Raw genomic sequence first — 17,035 nt, 5'->3', positions numbered from 1 at the left:
TGCCACACTTGACCCGTGGGGCCCACCCCGCACCACCCCGTCGGCACAGCAGCTGGCCCGCACCACCCGCTCGTCCCGTCGCCCCGCGTCATCGTCCTGCCCGAAACGTTCCCGCCTCACCGGCACCGAGCCGTCGTCGCCCCGGTGCCTCTCACCCTGCCCGCACGCTCGAAGGGATCGGCACCCCGTGTCCATCGCCACGCCCCGCGACGCCTCGCGCCTCTCGCACCTCCGCGCCCTGCTCTTCGACCTGGACGGCGTCCTGACGCCGACCGCCGAGGTCCACATGCGCGCGTGGGCCCGCCTCTTCGGCGACTACTTCGCCGCGCACGACCTCGCGCCCTACACCGAGGCCGACTACTTCGAGCACGTCGACGGTCGGCCCCGCTACGACGGCGTCCGGGCGATGCTCGCGGCCCGCGACGTCGTCCTGCCCGAGGGGTCACCCGACGACGACCCCGAGGTCGAGACCGTCTGCGGTCTCGGCAACCGCAAGAACGCGGCCTTCGCCGCCGAGCTCGCCGAGAACGGCGTCACGCCGTACTCGGGGTCGGTGGCCTTCCTCGACCGGGCCCTCGCTGAGGGCGTCCGGGTCGCCGTGGTCTCCAGCTCGCGCAACGCCGTGCCGGTGCTCGAGGCCGCGGGCCTCCGCGACCGCTTCGACGTGATCGTCGACGGCGTCGTGGCCGCGGCCGAGGGCATCGCCGGCAAGCCCGCCCCCGACACGTACCTCGAAGGCGCCCGCCGCCTCGGCCTCACCGCCGACGACTGCGTCGTCGTCGAGGACGCGCAGTCCGGCGTCGAGGCCGGTCGCCGCGGTTCCTTCGGCCTCGTGCTCGGGGTCGACCGGGGCACGGGCGCGCAGACCCTGCTCGACTTCGGGGCCGACCTGGTGGTCGACGACCTCGGCGAGTTGGTCGAGGCGCTCGACCGAACCCGCGCCTCCTCGGCTCCGAATCCCGACCAGGCGACACCGGGCACCCCCTCGACCAGCAGCAGCACCACCGGCACCACGGAGGCACAGTCGTGAACCACATCACGTCCGACCCGCTCGACCGCTCACGGTTCCCCGTCGACGAGTGGGCATTCGTCGAGGACGAGTACATCCAGGGCGACGAGGGCCTCACCGAGACCGTCTTCGCGGTCGGCAACGGGTACCTCGGCCTCCGCGGCAACCCCGACGAGGGGCGCGGCGGTCACTCGTTCGGCACCTTCGTCAACGGGTTCCACGAGACCTGGCCCATCCGGCACGCCGAAGAGGCCTTCGGGTTCGCCCGGGTCGGCCAGACGATCGTCAACGTGCCCGACGCGAAGGTCATCCGCCTCTACGTCGACGACGAACCGTTCGTGCTCTTCGAGGCCGACATCCTCCGCCACACGCGACGCCTCGACTTCCGCGACGGCGTCCTCACCCGCGAGATCGACTGGCGCACGCCCTCTGGCAAGCGCGTCCTGGTGACCAGCCGCCGCCTGGTCAGCTTCGAGGACCGCCACCTCGTCGTCATCGAGTACGAGGTCACGATGCTCGACTCGTCGGCGTCGCTGCTGATCTCGAGCCAGATCCTCAACCGTCAGGACATGGGCGACCAGTACCACGCCGGCATGCGGGCCGCGGCCGAGGCGTTCGACCCGCGCAAGGCCGAGTCGTTCGACGACCGGGTGCTGCAGCCCGTGCTCAACCGCAACGGCGGCACGCGGGCCGTGCTCGGCTACCGCACGACGAACTCGGGCATGACGATCGCGGTCGGCGCCGAGCACCGCATCGAGACCGACGCCGAGTGGGACCAGTCCTCGCAGATCGACGACGACATCGCCAAGCACGTCTACCGCGTGAAGGCGCAGGCCGGCCAGAAGGTCCGCCTGACCAAGACGATCACCTACCACACGAGTCGCGGCGTGCCGCCTCGCGAACTGGCCGACCGGTGCGACCGCACCCTCGACCGGGCCGCCGAGACGCCCACGGCCGAGATCTTCGAGCACCAGCGCGCCTGGCTCGACGACTTCTGGCAGCGCAGCGACGTCCAGGTCGCCGGCCAGCCCGAGATCCAGCAGGCCGTCCGCTGGAACCTCTTCCAGCTCGCGCAGGCGACGGCCCGGACCGACGGTCAGGGGGTCGCGGCCAAGGGCGTGACGGGGTCGGGCTACGGCGGACACTACTTCTGGGACACCGAGATCTACGTCCTGCCGTTCCTGACGTACACCTCGCCCAACGTGGCCCGCAACGCCCTGCGCTTCCGTCTGGGCATGCTCGACGCCGCCCGTGACCGGGCCGTCGAGTTGAACCAGCGCGGCGCGCTGTTCCCGTGGCGCACCATCAACGGGCTCGAGTCGAGCGCGTACTACGCCGCCGGCACGGCCCAGTACCACATCGACGCCGACATCAGCCATGCCCTCAGCCAGTACGTCCAGGCGACCGGCGACGAGGACTTCCTGCAGAGAGGTGCCGTCGACATCCTCGTCGAGACGGCGCGCCTGTGGGCCGACCTCGGCTTCTGGCGCTCGAACGGCGACCAGCGGTTCCACATCGACGGCGTCACCGGGCCCGACGAGTACACGACCGTCGTCGACGACAACCTCTACACGAACGTCATGGCGCGCGCGAACCTGCGGGCGGCCGTCCGGGCGGTCACCCGTCTGAAGGACGACTCTCCCGTCGCGTTCGACCGGATGGTCGACCGCCTCGGCCTCGAGGAGCACGAGATCACGGGGTGGCAGCTCGCCGCCGAGGCGATGCACATCCCGTACGACGACCACCGGGGCATCCACCCGCAGGACGCCCAGTTCCTCGACAAGGAGCTCTGGGACCTCGAGGCCACCCCGGCGAACAAGCGACCGCTGCTGTTGCACTACCACCCGCTGGTCATCTACCGCTTCCAGGTGCTCAAGCAGGCGGACGTCGTGCTCGCGCTCTACCTGCAGGGCGACGAGTTCACGCCCGAGCAGAAGCTGCGCAACTTCGAGTACTACGACGCGCTGACGACGGGCGACTCGACCCTGTCCGGCGTCGTGCAGTCGATCATCGCGGCCGAGGTGGGCCACCACCAGCTGTCGCAGCAGTACTTCCTGTCGTCCCTCTACGTCGACCTGGCCGACCTGCACAAGAACACGTCCGACGGCGTCCACGTGGCGTCGACCGGCGGCATCTGGAGCGCGCTGGTCAACGGATACGGCGGCATGCGCGACTGGCTCGGCTCGATCACCTTCGACCCGCGCCTGCCGGCCGACTGGGACGAGCTCTCGTTCCGCGTCGCGATCAAGGGCAGCCGCGTGCGCGTCGACCTCGCCCAGCACGAGATCGTCTTCACCGTCGAGACGGGCGACGCCGTGACGTTGTCCGTCCGCGGCGACGAGTTCCGGGTCACCCCCGAGGCTCCGGTGCGGGTGGCCCTCGAGGGTCAGGGGCCGCGCATCACGACGCGCGTCCCCACGACGAGCGACCTCCGCGGGCTGATGCGCGCCGACGGTTCCGTCATCACGGCGTCGATCCCGACGATCAGCGTCGACCGCTACGACGAGGACGAAGCCGCGTCCTGACCGACGCGACGTCCGTCGCCCGGACGACCCGCGCCTCCCCGGCCCCGAGGGCTGAGGAGGCGCGGGTCGTCCGGGCGAGGGGGTCGCGTCAGTGCACCGGGACCGGTGCGTCCACGGCGGGCGAGGCCGACGCGTCCACGTCGTCCGACTGCGGGACGCGGCGTCGGAACAGGAGGGCCGCGATGACCGCGCCGACCGCGAAGAACCCTGCTCCCCACCAGTACGCCGTGGCGTAGCCGGTCACGGCGGCCTCGGCCGCGACGGCCCCGGTCGCGGGCAGGTGGTCGGCCACGTAGTTCGCGGCCGCGGTCGCCGCCAGGGTGTTGAGCAGTGCCGTGCCGATCGACCCGCCGACCTGCTGGCTCGTGTTGACCATGGCCGAGGCGACGCCCGCGTGTCCGCGGTCGACGCCGAGCGTGGCGGTCTGGATCGACGCGGGCATGATCGAGCCCATGCCGAAGCCCAGCACCATCAGGGCCGGCAGCACGTTGGCGGCGTACATGCTCTCGAGGTCGAGCCGGGTGAGCAGCAGCATGCCGACCACGCCGAGGGTCATGCCGAACGGCACCATGATCTTGGGCCCGAAGCGCGGCACGAAGATGTTCGTCGACAGCTGGGCCGCGAGGACGAGCATCGCGATCATGGGCAGGAAGGCCAGGCCGGTCTTGGTCGGCGTGTACCCGAGCGAGGTCTGCAGGTAGTACGTCACGAACAGGAAGATGCCGAACATGCCCGCGCCCGCGATGGTCACCGACGCGTAGGCGGCACCCCGGTTGCGGTCGAGGACGATCGACAGGGGCAGCAGGGGGTGCTCGGCCCGGCGCTGCCACGCGACGAACGAGGTGAGCAGCACGACGGCCGCCGCCAGGAAGCCCCAGGTCAGCGGCGAGTCCCAACCCTGCGTCTCGGCGTTCGAGAAGCCGTAGACGAGCGAGAAGAGCGCGCCGGAGACGAGCAGCGTGCCAGGCACGTCGAGCTTGGGTCGCGGTCCGGTGCGGGTGACGTGCGACACGAAGATCGCGGCCCCGACGATCGCGACGGCGGCGATGACGACGTTGATGTAGAGGTTCCAGCGCCACGAGGCGTACTGGGTCAGGAACCCGCCGAGCAGCAGGCCGATGGCTCCGCCGGCACCGGCGATCGCCCCGAACACGCCGAACGCGCGGGCACGCTCCTTCGGGATCGTGAAGGTCGTGGTCAAGACGGCGAGGGCGGTCGGCGCGAGCAGGGCGCCGAACGCGCCCTGCAGGGCGCGGGCGAAGACGAGCAGCCCGAAGGTGCCGGCCGCACCGCCGAGGGCCGAGGCGAGGGCGAAGCCGATCAGGCCGATGATGAACGTCCGCTTGCGGCCGATCAGGTCGCTGACGCGGCCGCCGACGAGCAGCAGGCTGCCGAAGGCGAGCGAGTAGGCGGTGATGATCCACTGCCGGTCGCCGTCCGAGAAGCCGAGGTCGGTCTGGGCGGCGGGCAGCGCGATGTTCACGACGGTCGAGTCGAGGACGACCATCAGTTGGGCGAGGGCGACGGTGGTGAGGGTCCACCAGCGCCGGGACGGCGGCGGGGTGGCAGAGGACGAGGAGGCGCGGGTCGCGCCGTCAGGGGAGGTGGAGGCCTGAGACATGAGCGCGAGCATATACGAGTCTTGCGAGTTTCGGATACAGGCAGTTTCGTAAACATCCGATGTAGAGTCGCCCCCATGACCGACAGGGAAGGCGTGGCGACGACGCCCGCCGAGACCGACCCCGCGACCCCCTCGCGACCGGGTCGCAAGCGCGACCACAGCCGCGACCCCGAGATCCTCCGGTGCACCATCGACGTGCTCGCCGAGACCGGTTTCGAGGGCATGACCATCGAGATGGTGGCCGCTCGCGCCAAGGCCGGCAAGGCCACGCTCTACCGCCGCTGGGCCTCGAAGGGCGAACTCGTCGTCGACGCGGTGGCCTGCCTCAAGCAGGGGGCCGTCGACCTCGACGGCCTGCCCGACACCGGCACGCTGCGCGGAGACCTCCTGGCGATGATCAAGCCGCACAGCATCGACGACGCCGAGAAGAAGATGCGGGTCATGGCGGGCGTCGTGACGATGCTCTCGACCACGCCCGAGCTGGCCGAGGCCGTCGACGCCGCGATCGTCCAACCCCGTGCCGAGGCCAACCGCCTGCTGCTGCGCCGCGCCCTCGAGCGAGGCGAGATCGCGGCCGACACCGACATCGAGGCACTCGCCCTCGTCACCCCGTCGATGGTGTCGTACCGGGTGCTCGTCCTCCGCAAGCCCGTCGACCGTGACTACCTCGTCGGGCTCATCGACGGCGTGCTGCTGCCCGCCGCGGGGGTGCGCCAGACCGCTCGGGTCTGACTCCGAGGCCGACGGGGCCGCGCCTCCTCGTGACCCGTTCATGTGAAATCCTCATGAAGAGGCGGGCAGAACCGGGCCACGCCCGTACTGTGCAGGCATGAGCGCTGAGCTGACGCTGGGGGCGGAAGAAGAACTGCACCTGATCGACCTCGAGACGGGGCGTCTGTCGGCCAGGGCGCCGCACCTCCTCGCCCGGTTGCCTGCCGACCGCTACGGGGCCGAACTGCAGCGCACCACGATCGAGACCAACGTCCCGGTCGTGACCACGCTCGACGACCTGCGGCGCGAGATCCTGACCCTTCGTCGGGACCTCGTCGAGGTGACGACCGCCGAGGGGCTCGCCATCGGCGCCGTCGGCACGGCCCCGCGCAGCGAGGTCGCCGACTTCGAACTGACCACGACCGGGCGCTACGGGCGCATGCACGAGCAGTACCGCCTGCTCGTGGACGAGCAGCTGATCTGCGGCCTGCAGATCCACGTGGGCGTCGCCGACCGCGACCTCGCCGTGGACGTCGCCGGGCGGATCGCCCCGGTGCTGCCCGCCCTGCTCGCCCTGAGCGCCAGCTCGCCCTACCTCAACGGCCAGGACACCGGTTACGCGAGCATCCGCTCGCTCATCTGGCAACGGTGGCCGAGCGCCGGGGCGACCGGCCCGATGGCCGACGCCGCCGAGTACGACCAGCTGCTCGCCGACCTCATCGGGTCGGGCGTGATCGCCGACAGCGGCATGGCCTACTTCGACGTCCGGCCCTCGAGCCACGCGCCCACCCTCGAGCTGCGCACCTGCGACGCCTGCCCGCTGGTCGACGACGCGGTGCTGATCGCCGGCCTCTACCGCGCCGCGGTGCGCCGGGCCGAGACGGACGTCGAGGCCGGCCGCCCCGCCCGGCACCGCGCGGCGCCGCTGCACCGGGCCGCGATGTGGCAGGCGGCGCGCAGCGGGCTCGCCGGCGAGCTGCTCGACCTCGAGCAGCACCCCTCGCGGTTGCCCGCGGCCGAGGCCGTTCGGCAGCTCGTGACCCGGCTGCGGCCACAACTCGAGGAGTTCGGCGACTGGCAGACCGTGTCCGACCTCGCCGAGGCCACGCTCGCCCGGGGCAACTCGGCCGACCGGCAGCGCGCCGCCTTCGCCGAGAGGGGACGGCTCGACGACGTGGTCGACCTGGTCGTCCGCGAGACGCACGGCCCCGCCGCCGGGCTCGACGACCCGGCGCCGACCCTCGTGGGGTACCGGTTCCGTGCCGGCGACGAGGCGATCGGCCCGGGACTCCACCCCCGCCCGGCCTACCGGGACGTCGCCGGCTTCTTCCAGCAGCTCGGCGCGACCGAGGCCCGCGCCCGCGTCGTCGCACGGGACGCCTGGTGCGAGCGGGCCGGTCTCGGGTTCGGCGTCGGCGGCGACCACCGGGCGTTCCACTGCGACCTCGTGCCCCGCATCGTCACGCGGCACGAGTGGAGCCGCCTCGAGGCCGGCCTGACCCAGCGCGCCCGGGCGATCGAGGCGTTCCTCCGCGACGCCTACGGTGAGCGCCGGGTCGTCGCGGACGGCGTCCTGACCCACGAGCAGGTCGTCGGCGCGGCGGGGTGGCGGACCGAGGCCACCCGGCTGCCCGCGGACGCCGTGCGCGCGGCGGTGCAGGGTTTCGACCTCGTGCGCGACGAGCTCGGTGGCTGGCGCGTGCTCGAGGACAACGTCCGGGCGCCGAGCGGGGCCGCGTTCTCGATCGCCGTGCGACGGCTGCTCGACGAGGTGGTGCCGGACGCTCCGCGGCCGGCGGGGCTGCTCGACCCGACGAGAGTGTTCTCGGTGCTGAGGGCGACGCTGCTGGCCCACGCCGCGCCTCCTCGGGGCGGAGGCGAGCCGGTCGGCGCGCTCCTCAGCGAGGGCCCCGCGAGCTCGGCGTGGTACGAGCACCGCACCCTCGCCGAAGGCGCGGGGCTGCTGCTCCTGCAGGCCGACGACGTCGAGGTCCGGGAGGCGCGGGTCGTCGACCGCAGGACCGGCGCCGTCGTCGACGCGCTCTACCTGCGGCTCGACCGCGAGCTGGTCGACGTGCACGCGCCGCACGACCCGTTGCTCGGCGAGCACCTGATGGACGTGGCGGCGGCGGGCGGCGTCGTGCTCGCCAACGCCCCCGGCAACGGGCTGGTCGACGACAAGGCGATGTACTGCGCGGTACCCGACCTCATCTGGTACTACCTGGGCGAGCGTCCGCTGCTCGAGTCGGTGCCGACCTACCGGACGGGCGACCCGGCCGAGCGGCTCGCGGTGCTCGACCGGGTGGGCGAGCTCGTCACGAAGCCGGTCGACGGCGAGGGGGGTCGCGGCGTCCTGATCGGCCCCTCGGCCAGCGCGGCGGTCGTGGCCGAGCGTCGGGCCGAGATCGCCCGGGACCCGTCCGGCTGGGTCGCGCAGGAGGTGGTGACGTTGTCGTCGCACCCGACCCTGACCCCGACCGGGCTGCAGCCCCGGCACGTCGACCTCCGCTGCTTCGTGTACCTCACCGGCACCGGGGCGGGCGAGAGCGTGCTCGCCGACCTGGCGCTGACCCGCGTGGCGCCCGAGGGCAGCATGATCGTCAACTCGTCCCAGGGCGGGGGCGCGAAGGACACCTGGATCGTGGGCGTCTGACCCGTCGGCGTGCCCGAGGGAGGCGCGGTGTCGGCCCGTGCCCCGTCACCGGTCAGAAGGGCCCGGCGGCCTTCGCGATCGCCTCGAACAGGGCGGTCGTGTCGTCGTCGCGGCGCTTGACCGACGTGCCGATCGTGCCGCCGGGGGAGTGGACCTCGGCCGAGACCCGGCTGCCCTTGTCGGACGCGGCGAAGTCGAGCCTCACGGTGTCCGTGCCGCTGGCCGACGCCGACCGACGCAGAAGCGTGGCCCCCGTCTCGTCGGCGTCGCCCAACGAGAACGTGGGGCTCGCCTGCAGTGCTCGACGCACGAGGCCGGGCAGCATCGCCACCGGCAGCTTCAGGTCGAGCGTCGCCCGGGTCACCTCGGGGTCGCCTCGGACGATCTGGGGTCCACGCGTGTCGGCCATGGTCGGAGCGTAGTGCCGACGGACGGCTCCGTCGATCACCTGGGGCGCGCGACGCCGTCGCTGCCACCGCGAAGCCGCGTCGGGGTCGCAGCGGGCACCGCCGCCGCACCCGGGCCTCACCCGGCCGGCCGCCCTACGCTGGACCGATGCCGAGCCCCGACCCGTCCGACCCCCGCCGTCCGTCGAGCCGTCGCGGCCCGTCGGGCACCGCAGCACTCACCTGGGGAGTCGTGCTGCTCGCGATCGCCGTCGTCGGGTCGCCGATCGGCGCGTCGGTGCTGCTCGTCGGGCTCGTGGCGCCCGGTCGGCAGTCGTCCGTCGACGTCGTGGTCGCCCTCGCCGTGGTCGCCGTCCTCGTCGCCGGCGGCATCGTGCTCGTGAGGATCGGTCTGGGACAGCGCCGTCGAGCCCGGCTCGAGAAGGTCGTCGACCGGGCGGCCCCGCCGGCGGGACCGACGCCGGTGACGCGGCCCGCGCCTCCTCGGGTGGCTCCCGGCAGCGCGGCACCGGTCGTCGTGCCGCCCCCTGTGGTCGACGCGACGCCGGTGCGGACCACGGCCGTCGTGGTCGACGACCCGGTCGCCCTGTGGCGCTCGGCGTTCCGACTCGAGGCCTGGTGGTTCGTGGACCGCGGCACGGCCGGGGCCTCGAGGCCCTTCGCCGTCGTGGACGAGGGCACCCCGACCCTGCTCGCCTTCACCTCGCCCGAGCGCGCTCGGGACGCCGCCCTCGCCCGCGGCCTCGACGCGTCGTCGGCCGACCGGCTGGTCTGGCGCGCGCCCGCCGACTTCGTGGCCGACGTCGGCACCTACACGCGTGCCGGGTTACGGCGTCTCGCCCTCGACCCCGACCAGCACGGGGCATCCGGCACCCTCGCGGCGCTGCCCGAGATCGCACGGCTCGTCCGGCGCTGACCCGCAGGACAGGCCGTCCGCTCAGTTCCAGCGGTAGCCGTGCTCGGGTCGGCCCGGGCTGCCGTACCGGGGCTCGCGGGTCGCCGCCCCCGTGTCGGCGAGGTGCTCGAGGTACCGGCGGGCGGTCACCCTCGACACCCCGGCGGCGTCCGCCACCTCGCCCGCGGACGGTGACCCGCCGCGACGCAGCACCGCCACGACCTGCTCGAGCGTGGCCGGCGCGAGGCCCTTGGCCAGCGTCGGTGCCGGTGCCCGGCGCAGGGTGGCGAACCCCGAGTCGACGTCCGACTGGGTCACCTGTCCCTGCCCGGTCGCCAGCGACTCGCGGAACGCCCGGTAGGCCCCGAGCCGGTCGGCGAACGTCGCGAAGGTGAACGGCTTGATCAGGTACTGGACGATGCCGAGCGACACCGCGGTCCGCACGACGGAGGCGTCCCGTACGGCCGTGATCGCGATGACGTCCACGCTCGAGCCCGCCGCCCGCAGGGCCCGGCAGAGCTGCAGACCGTGCGTGTCGGGCAGGTTCATGTCGAGCAGCACGAGGTCGAGACCGCGCCCATGGGGACCGCCGAGAGCGCGGACCGCGTCGAGGGTCTCGCGTCCGTCCCGCGCCCGGCCGACCACCTCGAAGCCGTCCAGCCGGTCGAGGTACGCGACGTGCGCCTCCGCGGTCAGGGGCTCGTCCTCGACGACGAGCACGCGGACCCGGTCGACGGACGAGGAGGCGCCGGTCACGACCGCACCCCACCCCGACGTCGGGCGGTGGTGTCGACGTCGTCCGGCCGCCGGTCGGGCAGCAGCACCGAGAAGGTGGTCCCGTCGGGTCCCGTGGCGACGTCGAGCCGACCTCCGACCCGACCCACGGCCTGACGGACGAGCGCGAGGCCGATGCCGCGTCCGCCCGCCGACGTCGGCTTGGTGCTGAACCCCCGCCGGAAGGCGAGCTCGACGTCGCCGAGCCCCGGGCCGTCGTCCTCGACGTCGAGCTGGACGCCGCCCTCGACCCGGGCGACGGTCACCTCGACCCGGGGCGGGCGGGCCGGGCGGCCGGTGGGATCGGGGGAGGGGGTCGGGGCGTCGAGGGTCGGGGCGACCGCGTCGAAGGCGTTGTCGACGAGGTTGCCCAGGATCGTGACGAGGTCCCCGGGCTCGACGTCGATCGTCCCCAGGTCGGGCTCGACGTCGACGCGCAGGTCGATCGACCGTTCGCGGGCCTGTGCCGCCTTGCCGAGCAGCAGGGCGGCGAGCGTCGGCTCGTCGATCGCGGCCACGACCCGGTCAGCGAGCCGCTGGCCGAGGTCGAGCTCGTCGGCCGCGAACCGGAGGGCCTCGTCGCCACGCCCGAGCTCGATCAGCGACACGATCGTGTGCAACCGGTTCGAGAACTCGTGGGTCTGCGAGCGCAGCGCGTCCGAGAGGGTGCGCATGGTCTCGACCTCGCCGGTGAGGTGGGTGAGCTCGGTGTGGTCGCGCAGGGTCGTCACGGTCCCGAGCGTGCGGCGGGAGCGCGGGCGGGTGGCGCCGGTGACCGGTGCCGCGCCTCCTGACGGTGTCGCGCCTCCTCGTCCGGTCGAGGGCGACGGGTGGGACGGGCCCTCGGTGGGTTCGGTGACCTCCTGGTTCACGACCAGCACGCGGTCGTCGGTCACGTGCACCTCGTCGGAGGCGCGGCGTCCGGAGGCGAGCAGCTCGCGGAGCGAGTCGGGCAGCTGCAGGTCGGTCAGCGGGACGGGAGCGGCGATGCCCCCGGGCGGCAGGTCGAGCAGCTCGGCCGCCTGGTCGTTGTAGAGCGTCAGCCGGCCGCGGTCGTCGACGAGCACGAGACCCTCGCGCACGGAGTGCAGCACGCCTTCGTAGTACGCGAACATCCGAGCGAGTTCCTCCGGGCCGCGGCCCCAGGTCACCCGCCGCAGGTACCGGCTGAGCAGCCACGAGACGATGCCGCCGAGCACCACGGTCGCCCCGGCGGCCGCGAACACGAGCGGCAGCCGCTCGCCGACCGACTGCGTGATGGTGTCGACCGTGACGCCGGCCGACACGAGGGCGACGACCTCGCCGTCGCCCTCGATCGGCACGACCGCGCGCACCGACGGGCCGAGGGTGCCGGCGTAGGTCTCGGTGAACGACCGCCCGCGGAGGGCCGGGGCGATCGTGCCGACGAACGGGCGGCCGATCTCGTCGGGGTCGGGGTGCGTCAGGCGCGTGCGGTCGGGCCGCATGATGGTGACGAAGTCGGTCGACGTGTCGCTCATCAGGGCCACGGCGTAGGGCTGCAGACGGGCGCTCGGGTCGGACGTCCCCATCGCGTCGACGACGTACGGGTTGTCGGCGATCGAGGTGGCGAGCGCCAGGCAGGCCCGTGCCGCCGAGCGATCGGCGTCGTCGCGGGCCGACCGGATCGTCCAGGCCGTCGCCAGCAGGGTCACGGCGACGACGAAGACCACGAGCAGGGCGAACAGCCGGGTGGCGATGCTCCACCGGGTGGGGTCGACGGTCATCTCTGGCGGGCTCCTCGCTGCGCTGCGGCCGGGGTCCATCATGACGCACCACCGGCGCGACCAGTATGACCACAACGTCGACGCCCACCCGGCGACCGGCGAGAGTCGCGGCGACGAACCCCGCACGACCGTCGACGACGACGCCGCCGGTCACGAGCTCGAGGAAGACCCCCATGGCAAAGACGCACAAGGGCCCGCAGACCCCCACACCCGGCGGAACGACGACGACGGGCGGCGTCCGCCCCCGGCGCCGGATCGACCGCTCGCACTGGCTCTACATCGCGGTGATCGTGGCCGTCGCGGCCGGCATCGTCGTCGGCCTCACGGCACCCGAGGTCGCCGTGCAGCTGAAACCGATCGGCACCGCCTTCGTGTCGCTCATCTCGATGATGATCGCGCCGGTGATCTTCTGCACGATCGTGCTCGGCGTCGGCTCCATCGCCAAGGCCGCGACCGTCGGCAAGGTGGGCGGGCTCGCGCTCGGCTACTTCATCGCGATGTCGACCTTCGCCCTGGCCATCGGCCTCGTGGTCGGCAACCTGATCCACCCGGGCGAGGGCCTGATGATCGGCTCGACCGGATACGAGGCGCCCGCCGCCGAGGAGGCCGGTGGCACGGCGGGCTTCCTGCTCGGCATCATCCCCGAGACGCTGGTGTCGTCGCTGACCAGCGGCTCCATCCTGCAGACGCTGTTCGTGGCCCTGCTCGTCGGCTTCGCCCTGCAGCGCATGGGCGATCGGGGCGCGACGATCCTCGAGGGCGTCCGCAACCTGCAGGTGCTGGTGTTCCGCATCCTCGCGATGATCATGTGGGTCGCCCCGATCGGCGCGTTCGGTGCGATCGCCGCGGTGGTCGGCGAGACCGGCGTCGCCGCCATCGTGGCGCTCGGCACCCTGATGGTCGCCTTCTACATCACGTGCATCCTCTTCGTCGCCGTCGTGCTCGGCACGATCCTCAAGCTCGTCACGGGCGTCAACATCTTCCGGGTGATGAAGTACCTCGGACGCGAGTACCTGCTGATCGTCTCGACCTCGTCGAGCGAGGTCGCGCTGCCGCGCCTCATCGCCAAGATGGAGCACCTCGGCGTCTCGAAGCCCGTCGTCGGCATCACCGTGCCGACCGGCTACTCGTTCAACCTCGACGGCACCGCGATCTACCTGACCATGGCGTCACTCTTCATCGCCAACGCCATGGGCACGCCGCTCAACGTCGGCGAGCAGGTTTCGCTGCTGCTGTTCATGATGATCGCCTCGAAGGGTGCCGCCGGCGTCACGGGTGCCGGCATCGCCACCCTCGCGGGAGGCCTGCAGGCACACCGGCCCGACCTGGTCGACGGCGTCGGCGTCATCGTCGGCATCGACCGGTTCATGTCCGAGGCGCGCGCACTGACCAACTTCACGGGCAACGCCGTCGCGACGATCCTCGTCGGCACCTGGACGAAGCAGATCGACAAGGACCGCGTCGAGACCGTGCTGTCGGGTCGTGCGCCCTTCGACGAGGCGACCATGAACGCGGACGGTCACGGCGCCTCCTCGGGGTCGGACTCGGACTCGGGGTCGGACTCCGCTTCGGCCGGCCCGGCCGCCGCGCGCCTGCTCGACGGTCGCGCGGGTGGGCTGGGCTCGCTCGAGGGCACCTCGCCCGACCGCATCTCGACCGGCTCGCTGCACGCCCTGGTCGGCACCGACGGTCGGCGGGCCGACGAGCACCTCGCCGACGCCGCCGCGGACGACGAGCCCCGTCGCGGGTAGGGCCCGCCTCGGACCCCAGATCGTCGCCGAGACCCCCGTGCGTGCGCGGGGGTCTCGGCGACGTCCCGGGGTCTCGCCGTCCGCCCGTCGACCCGCGGCGGGTGCAGCGTGCAACATCCGTGTCGGAGGCGTACCGTCGCACCCGATGTGCGGTCACGCCCCGCGGTCAGAGCCGATCGACCGGGCCCCGCAGGACGGAGCCACCATGCTCGCCGGACGCCTCGACGTCAGCACCCGCCACTTCTCGGTCACCGAGGTGCCCACCCCCGACGCCGGCCCGGGGCAGGTGCGCATCGCCGTCGCCGCCGCCGGCGTCTGCCTCAGCGACGTGCACCTGATCCAGGGGTCGCTCACGCCGCTGCACCTGCCGGGCGACACCGTCACCCTCGGCCACGAGGTGGCCGGCACGGTCGACCAGGTGGGCGACGGCGTCACGCACGTCGCCGTCGGCGACCGCGTGCTGCTGCAGGCCGGCGAGGAGCGCGACGGCCAGGTCTTCACCCGTGGCGTCGACTACGACGGCGGGTGGGCCGAGTTCGCCGTGGCCCGCGCCGACACGGTCGTGAAGATCCCGGACTCCCTGCCGTTCGAGCAGGCCTGCTTCATCCCCGACGCCGTGTCGACTCCCTGGGCTGCGCTCACCACGACCGCCGACACCCGGCCCGGCACGGCGGTCGGCGTCTGGGGCGTCGGCGGCCTCGGCGCCCACGCCGTCCAGCTGCTCTCCCTGCTCGGCGCCGCGCCGATCGTCGCGGTCGACCCCCTGCCCGGTGCCCGGGCCCGGGCGCTCGAGTTCGGTGCGGACCTCGCGCTCGATCCCGCCGACCCGGACTTCGCCGTGGCGCTCGGCCGGGCGACCGGTGGCCGCGGACTCGCCCGGGCCTTCGACTTCGCGGGGGTGCCCGCCGTGCGCGAGCAGGCCATCGCCTGCCTCGGATACCGGGGACGGTTGACGCTCGTCGGCCTGTCGGACCAGCCGATCACGATCACCGACGGCACGAAGTTCAGTTTCCTGCAGCAGCAGGTCCTCGGCCACTACGGCTCCGAGCCCGCCGACGTCACGACGCTCGTCGCGCTGACGGCCCGGGGGAGGCTCGAGTTCTCCCGGTCGGTGAGCGCGACCGTGCCCCTAGCCGAGGCCGAACGGGCGGTGCAGATGCTCGAACGCAAGGAAGGCGACCCGATCCGGATCGTGCTGGTCCCGTGAGCGACGCGACCCGCGCCTCCTCGGTCCCGGGCGAAGGTGACGACCGCCCCGCCGGGGGTGACGACCGCCCTGCCGGTGGTGACGACCGCCCCGCCGGTGGTGGCGACCGCCCCGCCGGTGGTGACGACCGCCCCGCCGGTGGAGGCGTCGAGCACGTCGACCTGCTCGTCGTCGGCGCCGGCCTGTCCGGTGTCGGCGTGGCGGCGCAGCTCCGCCGGGACTTCCCCGGCCGCAGCCTGGCCGTCGTCGAGGCGCGTGCGGCGATCGGCGGCACCTGGGACCTCTTCCGCTACCCGGGGGTCCGGTCGGACAGCGACATGTTCACCCTCGGCTACGGGTTCCGACCCTGGCGCGACGCGCGGGCGATCGCCCCGGGCGAGGCGATCAGGGAGTACGTCCGTGACACGGCCGACGAGACGGGCGTCGCCGGGCTGATCCGGTTCGGGCACCGCGTGGTCGCGGCCGACTGGTCGTCCGCCGAGGCCCGGTGGACCGTCACGATCGAGGTCGCGAGCGCGGTGGCAGCGGACGCGTCGTCCGCCGCCGGCGAGGAGCCGAGCGCAGGAGGCGCGGGTGCCGGCCCGGCGGCTCGTCGCGTCACGATCACGTGCTCGTTCTTGTTCGTCTGCTCGGGTTACTACCGCTACGACGAGGGCTGGTCGCCCGCGTTCCCGGGGCAGGACTCGTTCACCGGACGCGTCGTGCACCCCCAGCACTGGCCGGAGGACCTCGACGTGAGCGGCAAGCGCGTCGTCGTGATCGGATCGGGGGCGACGGCGGTGACCCTGGTGCCCGCCCTCGCCGAGAGCGCCGAGCAGGTCACCATGCTGCAACGTTCGCCGACCTACGTGCTGTCCCTTCCCTCGCGACGGAAGGAGCCCCGCGCCTGGCGTCGGCTGCTGCCACAGGCCGTCGACGACCGGCTGATCCGGTGGCGCAGCATCGGCATGGCCTTGCTCAGCTTCCAGACGAGCAGGCGCTCTCCCGAGAAGATGAAGGCGTTCCTCCGGGCGCAGGTGGCCCGGCGCCTGCCGGACGACTTCGATGTCGACCGGCACTTCCAGCCGAGCTACGACCCGTGGGACCAGCGTCTCTGCATCACCCCGGACGGCGCGCTGTTCCGGGCGTTGCGCTCGGGGTCGGCGTCGATCGTGACCGACGACATCGACTCGTTCACGGCCGACGGCGTCCGGGTGGCCGGTCGCGACGGCCAGCGGGCGCACGAGCTGCCCGCGGACGTCGTCGTCACGGCGACGGGGCTCAACCTGCTGCTGTTCGGCGGCATGCGGTTGTCGGTCGACGGGGTGGAGGTCGACCCGGCGACCCGGCTGACCTACAAGGGGTTCATGCTCTCGGGGGTGCCGAACCTGGCGTTCGCCATCGGGTACACGAACGCGTCGTGGACGCTGAAGATCGACCTCGTCGTGCACTACGTCGCCCGGCTGCTGCGTCACGCCGACCGTCACGGGTACCGGTCGGCCGTGCCGATCGCGCCGGAGCGGCCGGGACCGACGAGCCCGCTGATCGACCTGACGAGCGGGTACGTGTCGCGCGGGGTGCACCTGATGCCCCGGCAGGGATCGCGGTCACCGTGGCGGATGCACCAGAACTACCCACGCGACGTCTGGTTGATGCGGCACAGCACCCTGACCCGGGACGGTGTGCGGTTCGAGCGCTGAGCGAGCCCCGGCGGTCCCGCGTCGGACGACGCGGTGGTCCGCCGGGCGACGACGCGGC

The 17,035-nt window shown here is 73.0% G+C and carries 12 protein-coding genes; 8 read left to right on the top strand and 4 right to left on the bottom strand.

Annotated elements, in window-relative coordinates; genetic code table 11:
* The first annotated feature begins 187 nt into the window (after nucleotides 1-187).
* Together ASL10_RS04390 and ASL10_RS04385 are read left to right on the top strand one after the other, a co-directional pair.
* A complete protein-coding gene (locus ASL10_RS04390) occupies nucleotides 188-1,030 on the top strand; it encodes an HAD family phosphatase (RefSeq protein WP_235452416.1) in 843 nt (280 codons plus the stop codon).
* Complete coding sequence (locus ASL10_RS04385; RefSeq protein ID WP_056044802.1) at nucleotides 1,027-3,534, top strand: glycoside hydrolase family 65 protein; 2,508 nt, start codon at nucleotides 1,027-1,029, stop codon at nucleotides 3,532-3,534. The genes ASL10_RS04390 and ASL10_RS04385 overlap by 4 nt, the downstream gene beginning before the upstream one ends.
* 88 nt (nucleotides 3,535-3,622) lie before the next feature.
* Here the strand turns inward: ASL10_RS04385 and ASL10_RS04380 are convergent, their stop codons facing one another.
* Nucleotides 3,623-5,155, bottom strand: coding sequence for an MFS transporter (locus ASL10_RS04380; RefSeq protein WP_056044896.1), 1,533 nt, complete (start codon nucleotides 5,153-5,155; stop codon nucleotides 3,623-3,625).
* Nucleotides 5,156-5,230: 75 nt separating this feature from the next.
* Here ASL10_RS04380 and ASL10_RS04375 point away from each other — a divergent pair, with 75 nt between their 5' ends.
* Both ASL10_RS04375 and ASL10_RS04370 read left to right on the top strand, forming a co-directional pair.
* Nucleotides 5,231-5,887, top strand: coding sequence for a TetR/AcrR family transcriptional regulator (locus ASL10_RS04375; RefSeq protein ID WP_056044801.1), 657 nt, complete (start codon nucleotides 5,231-5,233; stop codon nucleotides 5,885-5,887).
* A gap of 97 nt (nucleotides 5,888-5,984) precedes the next feature.
* Nucleotides 5,985-8,519, top strand: coding sequence for a carboxylate--amine ligase/circularly permuted type 2 ATP-grasp protein (locus ASL10_RS04370; RefSeq protein WP_056044799.1), 2,535 nt, complete (start codon nucleotides 5,985-5,987; stop codon nucleotides 8,517-8,519).
* Nucleotides 8,520-8,571: 52 nt separating this feature from the next.
* On the opposite strand, the gene ASL10_RS04365 is transcribed toward ASL10_RS04370, so the two are convergent.
* Entirely contained in the window at nucleotides 8,572-8,928 is a 357-nt protein-coding gene (locus ASL10_RS04365; protein WP_157485264.1) for a hypothetical protein, read from the bottom strand.
* A 146-nt stretch (nucleotides 8,929-9,074) separates the two neighbouring features.
* Here ASL10_RS04365 and ASL10_RS04360 point away from each other — a divergent pair, with 146 nt between their 5' ends.
* A complete protein-coding gene (locus ASL10_RS04360; protein ID WP_056044796.1) occupies nucleotides 9,075-9,842 on the top strand; it encodes a hypothetical protein in 768 nt (255 codons plus the stop codon).
* Nucleotides 9,843-9,863: 21 nt separating this feature from the next.
* On the opposite strand, the gene ASL10_RS04355 is transcribed toward ASL10_RS04360, so the two are convergent.
* Nucleotides 9,864-10,577, bottom strand: a complete 714-nt coding sequence (locus tag ASL10_RS04355; RefSeq protein WP_056044794.1) for a response regulator — start codon at nucleotides 10,575-10,577, stop codon at nucleotides 9,864-9,866.
* A complete protein-coding gene (locus ASL10_RS04350; protein WP_056044792.1) occupies nucleotides 10,574-12,340 on the bottom strand; it encodes a sensor histidine kinase in 1,767 nt (588 codons plus the stop codon). The genes ASL10_RS04355 and ASL10_RS04350 overlap by 4 nt, the downstream gene beginning before the upstream one ends.
* Nucleotides 12,341-12,513: 173 nt before the next feature.
* On the opposite strand from ASL10_RS04350, the gene ASL10_RS04345 reads away from it, so the two are divergent.
* The 3 genes from ASL10_RS04345 to ASL10_RS04335 all read left to right on the top strand — a co-directional run bounded on the left by ASL10_RS04345 (nucleotide 12,514) and on the right by ASL10_RS04335 (nucleotide 16,977).
* Nucleotides 12,514-14,091 (top strand): cation:dicarboxylate symporter family transporter, encoded by a 1,578-nt coding sequence (locus tag ASL10_RS04345; protein WP_082460179.1) that lies wholly within the window; start codon nucleotides 12,514-12,516, stop codon nucleotides 14,089-14,091.
* 205 nt (nucleotides 14,092-14,296) lie between these two features.
* Nucleotides 14,297-15,298, top strand: coding sequence for a zinc-binding dehydrogenase (locus ASL10_RS04340; protein WP_056044789.1), 1,002 nt, complete (start codon nucleotides 14,297-14,299; stop codon nucleotides 15,296-15,298).
* Nucleotides 15,295-16,977, top strand: coding sequence for an NAD(P)/FAD-dependent oxidoreductase (locus tag ASL10_RS04335; protein WP_235452414.1), 1,683 nt, complete (start codon nucleotides 15,295-15,297; stop codon nucleotides 16,975-16,977). The genes ASL10_RS04340 and ASL10_RS04335 overlap by 4 nt, the downstream gene beginning before the upstream one ends.
* Nucleotides 16,978-17,035: the final 58 nt, after the last annotated feature.

Source organism: Frigoribacterium sp. Leaf8 (genome assembly GCF_001421165.1).
Classification (GTDB): domain Bacteria; phylum Actinomycetota; class Actinomycetes; order Actinomycetales; family Microbacteriaceae; genus Frigoribacterium.
The sequence above is the reverse complement of the archived record's forward strand: the minus strand, read 5'-3'. Positions and strand labels throughout refer to the sequence as shown.

Excerpts from the sequence above, each read along its gene's own strand:
- ASL10_RS04380 (WP_056044896.1), bottom strand. The coding sequence starts at position 5,155 with ATGTCTCAGGCCTCCACCTCCCCTGACGGCGCGACCCGCGCCTCCTCG.
- ASL10_RS04375 (WP_056044801.1), top strand. The coding sequence starts at position 5,231 with ATGACCGACAGGGAAGGCGTGGCGACGACGCCCGCCGAGACCGACCCC.
- ASL10_RS04370 (WP_056044799.1), top strand. The coding sequence starts at position 5,985 with ATGAGCGCTGAGCTGACGCTGGGGGCGGAAGAAGAACTGCACCTGATC.
- ASL10_RS04365 (WP_157485264.1), bottom strand. The coding sequence starts at position 8,928 with ATGGCCGACACGCGTGGACCCCAGATCGTCCGAGGCGACCCCGAGGTG.
- ASL10_RS04360 (WP_056044796.1), top strand. The coding sequence starts at position 9,075 with ATGCCGAGCCCCGACCCGTCCGACCCCCGCCGTCCGTCGAGCCGTCGC.
- ASL10_RS04350 (WP_056044792.1), bottom strand. The coding sequence starts at position 12,340 with ATGACCGTCGACCCCACCCGGTGGAGCATCGCCACCCGGCTGTTCGCC.
- ASL10_RS04345 (WP_082460179.1), top strand. The coding sequence starts at position 12,514 with ATGGCAAAGACGCACAAGGGCCCGCAGACCCCCACACCCGGCGGAACG.
- ASL10_RS04340 (WP_056044789.1), top strand. The coding sequence starts at position 14,297 with ATGCTCGCCGGACGCCTCGACGTCAGCACCCGCCACTTCTCGGTCACC.